12 protein-coding genes are annotated in these 12,005 nt (G+C 57.7%); 7 read left to right on the plus strand and 5 right to left on the minus strand.

Annotation, left to right across the window (positions count from 1 at the left end; translation table 11 throughout):
• Window positions 1–3 precede the first annotated feature (3 nt).
• Window positions 4–378: a response regulator gene (locus JW885_03425; protein MBN1881201.1), complete on the minus strand. Its 375-nt coding sequence runs from the start codon at window positions 376–378 to the stop codon at window positions 4–6.
• Window positions 379–1,029: 651 nt separating this feature from the next.
• Window positions 1,030–1,869, minus strand: a complete 840-nt coding sequence (locus JW885_03430; protein MBN1881202.1) for an EFR1 family ferrodoxin — start codon at window positions 1,867–1,869, stop codon at window positions 1,030–1,032.
• A 199-nt stretch (window positions 1,870–2,068) separates the two neighbouring features.
• On the opposite strand from JW885_03430, the gene JW885_03435 reads away from it, so the two are divergent.
• Window positions 2,069–2,389 carry a hypothetical protein gene (locus JW885_03435; protein ID MBN1881203.1) on the plus strand — a complete coding sequence of 107 codons (321 nt, stop codon included), beginning with the start codon at window positions 2,069–2,071 and terminating at the stop codon, window positions 2,387–2,389.
• Between the two features lie 133 nt (window positions 2,390–2,522).
• Here JW885_03435 and JW885_03440 read toward each other — a convergent pair whose 3' ends face one another.
• The gene (locus tag JW885_03440) at window positions 2,523–3,164 is read right to left on the minus strand and encodes a TetR/AcrR family transcriptional regulator (protein MBN1881204.1); all 642 of its coding nucleotides are present in this window, start codon (window positions 3,162–3,164) and stop codon (window positions 2,523–2,525) included.
• A 469-nt stretch (window positions 3,165–3,633) separates the two neighbouring features.
• On the opposite strand from JW885_03440, the gene JW885_03445 reads away from it, so the two are divergent.
• From JW885_03445 to JW885_03470, 6 genes are all read left to right on the plus strand, one after another.
• Window positions 3,634–4,260 (plus strand): L-2-amino-thiazoline-4-carboxylic acid hydrolase, encoded by a 627-nt coding sequence (locus JW885_03445; protein MBN1881205.1) that lies wholly within the window; start codon window positions 3,634–3,636, stop codon window positions 4,258–4,260.
• Between the two features lie 285 nt (window positions 4,261–4,545).
• A complete protein-coding gene (locus JW885_03450) occupies window positions 4,546–6,321 on the plus strand; it encodes an FAD-binding protein (GenBank protein ID MBN1881206.1) in 1,776 nt (591 codons plus the stop codon).
• Between the two features lie 33 nt (window positions 6,322–6,354).
• Entirely contained in the window at window positions 6,355–6,681 is a 327-nt protein-coding gene (locus tag JW885_03455; GenBank protein MBN1881207.1) for a succinate dehydrogenase, read from the plus strand.
• Between the two features lie 56 nt (window positions 6,682–6,737).
• A complete protein-coding gene (locus tag JW885_03460; protein ID MBN1881208.1) occupies window positions 6,738–8,117 on the plus strand; it encodes a serine dehydratase subunit alpha family protein in 1,380 nt (459 codons plus the stop codon).
• Between the two features lie 152 nt (window positions 8,118–8,269).
• Window positions 8,270–9,571, plus strand: coding sequence for a M20/M25/M40 family metallo-hydrolase (locus JW885_03465; GenBank protein ID MBN1881209.1), 1,302 nt, complete (start codon window positions 8,270–8,272; stop codon window positions 9,569–9,571).
• A 17-nt stretch (window positions 9,572–9,588) separates the two neighbouring features.
• Complete coding sequence (locus tag JW885_03470; protein ID MBN1881210.1) at window positions 9,589–9,795, plus strand: hypothetical protein; 207 nt, start codon at window positions 9,589–9,591, stop codon at window positions 9,793–9,795.
• A gap of 86 nt (window positions 9,796–9,881) precedes the next feature.
• Here JW885_03470 and JW885_03475 read toward each other — a convergent pair whose 3' ends face one another.
• Window positions 9,882–10,277, minus strand: coding sequence for a cytochrome c3 family protein (locus tag JW885_03475; protein ID MBN1881211.1), 396 nt, complete (start codon window positions 10,275–10,277; stop codon window positions 9,882–9,884).
• 12 nt (window positions 10,278–10,289) lie between these two features.
• Window positions 10,290–11,915 carry an NAD(P)/FAD-dependent oxidoreductase gene (locus JW885_03480; GenBank protein ID MBN1881212.1) on the minus strand — a complete coding sequence of 542 codons (1,626 nt, stop codon included), beginning with the start codon at window positions 11,913–11,915 and terminating at the stop codon, window positions 10,290–10,292.
• Window positions 11,916–12,005 lie beyond the last annotated feature (90 nt).

Genomic DNA, 12,005 nt, shown 5'->3' on the forward strand with positions numbered 1-12,005 from the left:
CTCCTATCGGTTTTCCAGCAGGGCGTTGACCTTCTCTACCAGAACCGTGCCTGCGACCGGTTTTTCCACAAAGTCGTCCACGGGTGTCACGGCGTCGTCCTTGTCGTAGGAAAGGCCGGATGCCTTCGAAATGTTGGACATCATGAGAATGGGCTTGTCGAAACCGGCCCTGCGCAGATCCTGCGCCATGGTTATGCCGTCGTCCGGCTCGTCCATCATGATGTCGAGAACCAACAGATCCGGCTTGACTTCCGCAATCCGCTGCATGCCTTCCTCGCGGTTTCCCGCGGTCTCGATCTCGTGTCCCTCCTTTTCCAGGTAGAGACGCGCGGCTTCGACCACATCCGGGTCGTCGTCGACAATCAAAATTCGCGCCATAGTAATGCTCCTTGCTCCTATATGCCAATAATAGTGTTACGAATTTGAAAAAGATAACACCACATTTTCGCTCTATTATAAACATGCAGGGTCACTTGTCAAGCACTTCTGTTATTTTTTTCACAATTAATGGAAAAGGGTAATTTTTTTTGGGTGCACGTCATAATCGGGATGTCATCCCCGACGACCATGAATCCGTCATCGGAAAGGAAGAAGCCCGGCTTCATCGGGCCGCCTTTCGGTGGAGGAAGGGGACGGAATGAGGGGGCGCCCCGCCGTTGACACGGTCGCCGGCGTGGAGACTGAGAGACCGGGACATTCCGGCTTGGAGATCGTCACGGCGTACGTTCACCCGGTCACGGAGTTATGTCGGGGGGGACACGGGGGAGGTGGAGGAGAATAGTATCAATTCCGCCGAGGAGAGTCCGGCGGCCTCCGGGATGCCCACGCTCATCGAGTTTCAGGGCGAGTCGCCGCAAACGGCGGTGGGGAAGCCGGATAAATAGGTGCTTCACGAAGGAGGCGTCCGGGAGGCAACGCTCGGAGTTGAATCTTGAACAAATGACACGCGTCGATGCGAAGGGGGGCGGCGCCGACATGATGCCGCCCCCCTTTTTTGTTCTTGAGGATTCGGGGGTGAAAAAGCCGCCCTCACGCCAGCGGTGTGTTGACGACAAGAGAGTGTTTTTTTCTGAAATCGGTGAGCCCAGAGACCTGTCTGCCCAGAAACTTCATCTGTACGGCTCCTTCCGGGCAGTTGTTGACGCAGCCGAAGCATGCGATGCATCGTTTTGTGTCTATGGAGAATTCTTTCACATCAACGGCCGCGACGGGACAGCTCCTCTCGCACAGGCCGCAGTCGATGCACCTGTCCCCGTCGATGCGGTGGCCGGTGATGAAGAGCTTCGTTCCCCTCATGGAGAGCCGCCCCCTGATCATGTTTGAGAAGGAGGGGCGCTTTTTCGGCCTCACGATTTCATTCCTCCCCGCACGATCGAGGGTTTCGTGTGTGAAATCCGCCACCCGCCGATAGGTTTCTTCGTTCGGCAGGTGCGTATAGGCGAGGGTCCGCCGTTCGTTGCCCAATGACCAGGTGGGGGCGAAGGTGGACATGTTGCCGAAGGTGGCCAGGGCCACAGGAAGTGCGCCCCTTTCCGTGAGAAGGTTGAGAGTCGTGCAGGCCGTGTTGTGTTGGTTTCCCCCTTCACCACCGTAGGTGGCGAACGCCGCCCCGAACACCCCCTCGATGTCGGGAAGACGGCGAAGCCAGTCAATGGCGTTTCCCGGGACGTCATAGTAAAAAACCGGTGTCCCGACGATGATGATGTCGGATCGGGGGATGTCCTTCGGGTTTTTTGTGAGCATGTCGAACGTGTGGACCGCAAGTCCGTTCCGTTCCAGGATGGAGGCGATATACCTGGCGTATTGTTTTGTGTGCCCCGTCTGGCTGTAGTACATCACAGAGGCGGTGCGGATTGAATGTGCTGTCATGGATTCTTCCCTGTTCACATTGAAACGGTCCTCATTATATCATATCGGGATGAACAGCAGAGACCGAACCATCCGGTCATGTGAAAAATAAAAATATTTTGTATAGCAGCTGAACCTTTTATGTGCCCCCCGCATCTAACCTTTCAAATGGCGAAGATAATAAGCTTCGTCCCAACTCTACAAAAAAAGGAGAAAGACAATGAAAAGTATATATAAGATCACGTCGGTTTCGATGGCTGTTTTGGCCCTGGCTTTGTTTGTATCGGTATCGGCTTTTGCCGTAGAGTCCGAACGGACCGCCTTCGTAAATGATCAGGTCGACCTCGAATCCCTCGAGAAGTTGGATTCATTGGTATTCATCAATGATACGGTCGACCTCGAGTCCATTGAGAAGATGGATTCGCTGGTGTTCATCAACGATACGGTCGATCTCGACTCCCTCGAGAAGATGGATTCATTGGCATTCATCAATGATACGGTCGATCTCGAGTCCATCGAGAAGTTGGATTCACTCGTCTAAAAGAGGTAGTGCGGGACAGAAATATGATACTCAGGAAATGAAAAGACCTCTCGGAAGAGAGGTCTTTTTGTATATGAGCCGGTCATCTTTTAACACATCCACCCTGTTTGCAGATGCCGCATACGGGAAGGCGCTATCCGAAGAGATATCGCTTGAACATGACCTGAAGTTCTGTGAGAATACGCTGTTCATCCACCTGTCCTTGGTATTTGTAGAGGAAGTGGAACAGCTCATGGGTTGCTCTGCTGATAATGATAATCGCAACGGGTATGTCGTCCACGGCGAGCTTTTCCCGGATCTCTTCCAGCCAGACGATAATCTCCTTCGCCTCCTCCATCTCCCACCGATCGTGTATGCGGGCCGCCTCTTCGTTGACGGTGGCGAACCGCTGCATTTCCCTGTTCAGCTTGCCGTAGGTCGTGTGCGTTGTGTACATGGTTGTAAGGAGATAATCAATGGCGGTGTCCGGCTCCATTTTTTGTTCGCGGATCGTCTGAATGCAGTTCTTCGTCATCTCATAGATGGCGTGCGATCGCTCCTCCATGATGGTTAAAAATATTTCTTCCTTGTTGGGAAAGTGAGCGTACAGTCCCCCCACGCTCACCCGAGCCCCGTCTGCGATGAGATGAGTGGTGGTCTCCTCAAATCCCACATCCGTAAACAGCTCCTTGGCTGACTGGAGGATTCTCCTCCGGGTTTCCCGGGAGCGCTCCTGCACCGGTTGTTTTCCCCGGACGGCTGCCGGGCCGTATTCTTCTGCGTTCATCTGTTTCATTCGGTGTCTGTTCCTGTCGGTCGATCACGCGTCCGGTGCGCGTGAGGGCGAAGATCGACACGGCTGTTGCATGCGATTCGATGCTTCTATTATAGGTATATGTCCCTACGGGTCGATCGTCCGGTCCGGTGTGTATGAAGGCAAAACCGGGAGAGAATCGACACGGCTTTTTGTACGCGGTTCGATGCTCTTTCTCTGTTCCTTCCTGCCGGTTGCTTTTTTTCGTGGCGAATCGATGCCCCTTCTCTGTCCCTGTATATTCTTTACATTTTCGATATCCTTATCATCTTTTATATCCGAAGGTGTCTGACCTGTCAAACAAAAACCGACGTCGAGTTCTATTTTTTATTGACAATCCGAATCCGACGTCGTATTATTTTTGTTGTGAGGGAAGACAGGTATCAAAGCGGGTACCGGATTTGCGGTATTGAATTATACGAACGCAACAAAAAATTCGCGGAGGGATATGATGGACGACGAACGAAAGCAACAGCTTCAGGCGACGGTGGAGGGATTGTGGGGCGTGATGAAGGATTTCGGCAAGACGGGTGAGGAGGCCATCCCCGCCGAGGAGGCCGCCGAGGAGCGGAGGGCCCTGGCGCGGCGGATCGGGCGGCTCTACCTAGCGTTTGCCCGGGTCCTGATAAAGCACTTGGGAGAGGATGAGGCGAGATCGGCCATCATGGAGGCCATGCGGGACTACTCCATGCAGTGCGCCGAGGCCCGGAAGGCGGGGATGATGGACCTGCCCCAGCGGGGCATCCATAAAACCTCGGAGATCGTCGGCGAGGGCGGGGCGAGGCGGCTTGTGAGCACCGGGTGCGGCATCGCCCAGGAGTTTCGCCGCCAGGACGAGGAAAAGCTGGGAGCGCTCTATTGCTACGTAGATCCCTGCTCGTTCATGTTCACCATTCCGAACATCAAGCTCTATCACACCAAAATGGAACCGTTGGGGGACGACTGCTGCGAGTTCGACCTGGGCATTGCGTCCGATGACGAGATGGCTGCGGTCACCGAGCCGGGACGGGACTACGGATTTGTAGACCCGATCATTGAGGAGCGGGCGCAGGGGGATCTCCTGAAGCACAAGAAATAGCACCCGCACAACGCCGCGCACGCGTCTGAATCGTTGTGACCGACGGTGGCCGAATCCTTGGGTCCACGGGCACGATCCACGGGCATCGGGGATGGAGGGAACGATTCGATCTCGAGGTGGGTGAAAAGAGGCGTCGATTATACATCTCAAAACCGTCCGGACGCCCGGCGCGACGGATGGTCCGGGGTCGGGAGGCCGGTCTCGGGGAGATATAGCGATACGCGGGACATGACGGCACGAATTGATTCTATACGAAAAAAATGAAAAAACTGAAAGGAAGATATCATGGCGGAAACATATCACGATACCGACGTCCTGGTGATGGGCGGCGGCGGCGCGGGGTTTCGGGCCGCCATCGAAGCGGCTCATTCCGGCGTCCATGTGACTCTGGTCAGCAAGGGGCCGCTCGCCCGGTCCGGGGCAAGCCCCATGGCCGGGGCGGACTTCACCCTGGACGGCACGAGCATGAACGAGCTGGGCCGGGAGGGGGACGTCAACGATTCAAAGGAAAAGGTCTTCAATGACATCGTGACCCAGGGGTGGTATCTGAACAATCAGAAGCTGGTCGGGCAGTATGTCGACACGGCGAAGAGCCAGCTTGCCGACCTGATGGAGTGGGGCATCGACATCACGCTGTCGGACCAGCGGGCCATCTTCACCAGCGGGACCGGCATCATGGACGTGCTGTTAAAGAAGGCCCGGGCGGTCGGCGTCGAGCTCTTGGAGGACGTATCGATCCTGGAGCTGATGAAGACAGACGGCCGTATAGCCGGCGCCCTGGGGCTGGACGTCCGGACGGGCGAGTTCATCCGGTTCCGGGCGGGGGCGGTCGTCATCGCCTCCGGAGGCTGGCACAAGGCCTTCTGGCCCAACACCGGCATGCGGGACCTCTCCGGCGATGGGATCGCCGCCGCCTTCCGTGCCGGGGCGGATATCGGGAATATGGAGTTCATCACATTCTGCTGCAACGTCTTCTACGCCCCTCCCATCTGGCGGGGGAGTCTCGCCCCGTATATCCTAAGCCTCGTCTGCGGCGGCCGCATGAGCGACCGAAACGGCGATGACCTGTTGAGCGGGTTCGATCCGGTGCTGCAGCAGAAGGGGGTGTTGACCGAGTGGAACAAGAGCTTCCTCTCGTACGTGTCCACCCTTGCCGCCCGGGAGGGAAGGGCGCTGGAAAACGGGGGAATTCACTACTCCCGGGGGGATGTCGACTGGGGATTCATGCAGATGGTCGGGGGGGTGATCTTCCCGAACTGGAAATACAAGGCGATAGACTTTTCCACCTGGGCTGAAAAGCTTGAGAAAAACGAGCCGGTGGAGGTGGGCCCGGCGGTGGAGTACTTCGACGGGGGGATCGTCGTGGGCGACCGGTTCGAGACAACCGTCCCCGGCCTCTACGCCGCAGGGGAGGCGGCCCTGGGGGCGTTCGGGGCCAACCGGGTCTTCTCCGCCGTCACCGAGATGCTGGTGCAGGGAAGGGACGCGGGGCGCTTTTCCGCAGAGTTTGCAAAGGCCAAAAAGGCCCCGGAGCCGAAGCGAGATGCCTTTCGGGAGGCGGAGGAGCGGGCGTGTGCGCCGCTATCGTGTACCGGTGGAGAGAATCCGCCGGCTGTGAGAAGAAACATCCAGGAGGCTGCCCACAGGCGCTTGGGCCCGATTCGAAGCGAGGGTGAGCTGACCGCCTTCATCGGCATGCTCGAGGATGTTCAAAAGAACGTTCTTTCGAACCTCTCCGTCTCGTACACCGGCAGGACGTACAACAAGGAATGGTTCGACGCCCTGGAGCTTCGGAACATCGTGGAGCTGCTCCTGGTATCCGCCAAGAGCGCCCGCCTTCGGACAGAGAGCCGGGGCGTGCACTTTCGGGAGGATTTCCCGCATACGGACAACGACGCCTGGCTGTGTGAAACCATCGTCTCCAGGGGTGAAGATGCGATCGCCTTCTCGTCCCGGCCGGTGACCGTCCCACACATGACGCCGCCCCGGGGAAAGACGCCATATCTTGAGATGATGAAAACGCTCATGGAGGCGCATTCGGACACCGGGGGCAAGCACTGAAAAGACTTGTCGACAGACACGAAAGGTGACACAATGGTACAGAAAAATATCACCGTAACGGTCCTTCGAACGGACCCGGAAAAAAGCGACGCCGGGACGAAACAACGCTACACCGTGCCCTTCACCGAAGGCATGAGCGCCATGGACGTTCTGGATTATATTTATCAGCACCTAGATAGCTCAGTTGCCTACTACGATCACGCAGGGTGCGGCCTGGGAATCTGCGCCCGGTGCACCGGCAGGATCAACGGAAAGGCGGGGCTCTTCTGCCAGACGCCCGTGGACGGCGGGGGAGAGCTGGTGCTGGAGCCGACCGGCAAGGACCGGGTCCAGAGGGACCTGGTGATGAAGAAGAAATAACCGGAAAGGGCGGCTTCCCGGCCGCCTTCCCGTCGGTCCATATCGAGGATGAAAGCATGGGATATGATGAAGACCTGATTCTGGAGACGCTGCGGCGCTATGTGGTGCCCGCCCTGGGCTGTACCGAGCCGGTGGCGGTGGCCCTGGCGGCGGCCCGGGCCGCACGGATCCTTGAAACCGAGCCCGATCGCATCATGGTGACCCTGGACCGGGACATGCTCAGAAACGCCTTTGCCGTGGGGATACCGGGCACCGGCGAGCGGGGGGTGAAGATCGCCGCCGCCCTGGGGGCCTTCGGCGGGGACCCGGATCGGGGACTGATGGTCATATCGGACGTGCCCGAAGCCGCACGGAAAAAGGCCTCCCGGTTTGTGGAGCACACGGGTGTGGAGGTGATGCTGGATACCGACGCCGACGACATACATATCCTCGTGGAGCTGTTTTCCGGTGACCACTCCGCCTCGGTGCTGGTGGAGGGGGCCCACGAACGGGTCACCCGGATGACCAGGGACGGTGGGGTCGTCTTCACTAAGGACGCCGACGACGGCGGGGTGGAAAAATGGGTCTCGTACTTTTCCACACTGGACATCGGGGACGCTCGATCCTTCATCGATAATGTCAATCTCGATGACATCGCCTTCATGGAGGAGGGGCTCACCCTTACGCTGGCGGCGGCGAAGGTGGGAATCGGGGAAACAGTGGGTCTGGGGTACGGTTCGGATCTCGATGCCCTCGTCCATCCCGGATTTTCCATCCAGAACATCGTGGCCCGGGCGAGGGTGGAGGCGGCGGCGGCATCCGGCGCCCGGATGGCGGGGTTTTTGGTGCCGGTCATGTCCAGCTTCGGCAGCGGCAACCAGGGCATCGTCGTCAACGCCGTGGTGGGCGCCGTGGCCCGGCAGGCCGGGTACCTCGATACGGCGTGGCTTTCGGGGAAGAAAGATGAGAACCCCGGAACGGTTGATACCGGCGGTCCATCCATCATCCCAGAAGAGCACAGGGAGCGGCTGCTGAGGACCCTGGCCCTGGCGCACCTGGTCGTCGGGCTGGCAAAGTCCCACACCGGCATGCTCTCCCCCTACTGTGAGGCGGCGGTCACCACGGCGGGCGCCGCCTCGGCGGCCTCGGTGTATCTCTTGGGCGGGGACATGCCGAGGATGGAAAACGCCTTTCTGTTGACCGTCGCCGCCACCGAGGGGGTGTTCTGTGACGGGGCCAAGGAATCCTGCGCCCTGAAAACCGCCATGGGGGCCGGGGCCGCGGTGGAAAACGCCTATCTCTCCCTCTATTATAATGCGGCTTCCAGAAGCATGGGGGTGGTTGGAAAGAATTTTGCGCATACCATGAGGAACTTCGGCCGCCTCGCCAAAAATACCGGCCTGGGGGATATCATTCTGAAGCTTTTGATGGAAGAGGATGTATATCTCGATACGTAAACCGACGGCGCTTGAGACGAGCGGGAGACAGGCCGTCGTTGCGAAAACAAAAATCGGGACCGAAAAACCCGTCTGGTCATGGGAGATGAAACCTGCTATGATGTCCTGAAGGGTCGCTGATATAAACACATCACCACATTCAGGAGGATGAGATGGAACACGAAGCGGTGCGGCTGTTGTCCGAATACCTGAAGCTGAACACCACGAATCCCCCGGGAAACGAGCACAAGGGTGTCAGGTTCTTCGCCGATATTTTCGACGCCGAGGGAATTGAATACAAAACGTACGAATCACTCCCGGGTCGGGGCTCGATCCGGGCGGTCATCAAGGGCACGGGCAAAAAGGATCCGCTGACGCTTTTGAACCATATCGACGTGGTCCCGGCCAATGCCGAGGAATGGAACTTCGATCCCTTCAGCGGCGAGGTGACCGATGGGATGATTCGGGGGCGCGGGGCGCTGGACATGAAGGGCCAGGGCATCCTGGAGCTGATGGCGTTTCTCGTAATCAAAAGACAGGGAATAACACCGAACCGCGATCTGATATTCGTCGCGGTGGCCGACGAGGAGATGGGCGGTGGGCTCGGTATGGGATGGCTGTTGGAAAATCACCCCGAGGACTTCCCGAAGGGCACCGTCATCAACGAGGTCGGGTTCACGCTGACGGACCTGCTCCCCTCGGGCCCGCTGGCCATGGTGGCGCCGGCGGAAAAGGGGCCGTGCTGGCTGCGACTTGTTCGGAAGGGGGAGCCGGGCCACGGCTCCATGCCCCACGATAAAAACGCCCTGCATCTGATGATCGAGGCGCTGGGCCGTCTGATAGCGGCGGAACGCCCGATCATCATCACCTCCATCACCGCGGAATACTTCAAAAACCTTGCCACGGGCTGGGAGTTCTTGAAGCCCTACGTCGAAGACGGAAAGGAAGAGACCCTGGTGGAGATCCTCAAGACCAGCGGGCTTCTCTCCATGCCCCAGATGAAGGCGGTGGTCACCAATACCCTGAGCGTCAACAAGCTGACCGCCGGGGACAAGACCAACGTCATCCCCAGCCATTGCGAGGCGGAGCTTGACGTGCGGCTGCTGCCGGGTCAGAAGATTGATGACTTCATCGCCTTTATCCGAAAGACCCTGGAGGATGACGAGATAGAGATAGAAATCATCTACGCCTGCGAGGCGAGCTGGTCGTCCATGGATACCGACGACTACCGGACGATGCTGGATATCATCAAAAAGCACAATCCTGGTGCGGTGGTCACCCCCTGGCTTATCGCCGGCACCACGGACAGCCGTTTTTATCGTGTGGCCGGTGCAGACGCATACGGTATCCTGCCGGTGTCCATTCCCCTGAGCCATGTCAAGATGATTCACGGCATCGACGAGCAGATATCAGTCGAGAACGTGGTGACCGGAACGGAGATTTTCACCGAGATCGTCACGACCCTGTGTACGTGATCGAAAGGAAACAGACCGTGAAGCCCTTCAGGATCTTTCCGCTGTGGCGGCGTATACGGGAAGGGGGCCTTGATCTGGCCGCCGACGCCATGAACAGGGCGGGGACAAAAAGGGTCCTGCTCTCCCCCTACGACACCTGCGATCACGGCCTTGAGCGGTTTCGAAAGCTCCTGGATGCGGACGTCACTATCCTCGAGGCGGGGGGGAGGTATCGCATCGAATAGGCGAATTGATCGTGAAATTGGGAAAGGCCGGCTCCCCGCTGATGCGGAGAGTCGGCCTTTCTGTTATCTGTCAGATGGTCGAATACCTACGGCCTCTGGACATGACAGTCAAGACATTCCGTGGGCGGGGTTTTTCCCTCCGCCTGCTCTTCCAAGTGACAGACCACGCAGCTTTTGTGCATGGCGTCCTTAAAGGGGATCTCCTTCGTATTGGCGTTATGACACGATGAGCACAGCGGAGGCACTCCCTCGGTAAAATCCTCGGCGTTTGTGTGGTGACAGGTCACGCATGTAAGGCCCAGATCGTCCTGGTGATAGGCGTGCTTGAAGTCCACCGGCAGATACCGGGTTGTGGCCTTTGTCACGTCGTCTATCTTCATCACGTCGGGACCGTACTCCTGACAGACGGCGACAATGCACACGCAGCAGAGAAAAAGAACCACAGCGAAAACGGCCGGGAGAATTCTGTTTGTTCTTTTCATCATCCATCCTTTCTATTCAATGCCTTCCATGTCCAGAATGAGCCGGGCAGCCCGCCAGCCGTTGACCTGACAGGCGCTGAACCCATGCCACCCCTGGGTCCAGTTGCCGGCAATGAATACGTTGTCGATGGGAGTATTGTTGGGTATCTTCTGCCACTGCTCGGGACTCAGGTAGAATCCGTAGATGACACCCTTGTAGTTCATGGTGTACTCCTCGAGGGTGAAAGGAGTCATCACGACCATCTCCTCAACGTATTCCGGATTCGCAAGCTCCGGGATGACATCCGCCGCCACGAGTATCTCTTCCCAGGCCTTTTCCATCTTAAGCTTCTGATACTCTTCCGGATCCTTCGGCCAGTAATCGTAGTTGGAGTAGGCGTCGATAACCACCACGGATTTCCCCTCCGGTGCATAGACCGGGTCGCCGTAGTTGGTATAGATGGAGATGGAGGCGGCGCCTTCGGCGAAGTTACCGCTCATCATGTTGTCATAGACCGCATCGGCGTCCAGGCTTCTGCTATACAAGATCTCCCCGTCGTCATATCCGAGGGCTTTGAGATCGATGTTCAGGCCCAGGTAGATGCCCAACAGCGAGTTTGCGATCTCGAGGTTCTTCACCTTGTCCACGTAGTCCTTGGGCAGGTTCTCTTCCCCGATGAGGGTGAAGATCATCTGATGCGGGTCCGTGTTGCAGACGATATACCGGGCGGTGTAGACGTCGCCGTACTCGGTCTCGACACCGCGGGCGAGGCCGTCTTCAATGATGATCTTGGTAACCAGGGTGCCGACCTTCACCGTGCCGCCCAGCTCCTCGATGCGCTCTGCATAGGCGTAGGAGAGGTTCTGTGAGGTGCCCATGACATGAAACAGCCCGTCGTTGAGGAGCGCTTCCGTTGCCGCCATGGGTACGATGGCCGTTTCTTCGGACGGGGGTGGGCCGTAATAGACCCAGGCGTGCCCGCACACGGCCTTGAGCTCTTCGGAGACGAAGCACTCGTCCAGAAGATCCTGAAAGGATTTATCCTTGTACTCGAAGAAGATCTTTTGTTTGAGGGGGACCTGAACCTTCACGAAAAACGCCTTCAAGCCGGTGTAGCGGAACAGGTTCTTCACGCTCATCAGTTCATCGTACAGCCCGGTACACAGGGTGTGGAATTTATCGATGCCTTCGGACTCCTCGGGCCACTGTGCCTTCAGGTTCTCCACTGTGCCGTCCCATGTATTGGGAACGACCACATCCACGCCGGGGAATACGGATCGATAGTAGTCATCCAGCTCGTAAAGCTCGACCTTGTCATAGACGCCGCACATATTCAGCAGCGTATACAGTCCTCGATCGTTTCTTCCGGGTCCGCCTCCGGCCATCAGGTGCAGGGCCGTTTCAAAGGTAAAATCGCCCCGGGAGAAGTTGGAGGCGCATCCTCCCACCTTGTGATGCTGTTCCAGCAGCAGTACTTTCAACCCGTTGGAGGCCAGGTGGGCCCCTGCGGAAAGTCCCGCCATTCCGCCGCCGATGACGATAACGTCATATTCGGCGTCAAAGTCCGGCGCCTCTTTTGTACCGCAGCCCGTGAGAATGAGAAAACAGGCCAGGGCCACGATGGCAGGTAGGTAAAAGATACGGCGTGTTTTGTTCATGAGAGTCTCCTTGTATCTGGTGGTGAATATGCAACACGGATGTGATGCGGTTATGGATATAACGATCACCGCTGAACATCCGGGTAGATG

It is taken from the genome of Candidatus Zymogenaceae bacterium (assembly GCA_016931225.1).
Classification (GTDB): domain Bacteria; phylum Desulfobacterota; class Zymogenia; order Zymogenales; family Zymogenaceae; genus JAFGFE01.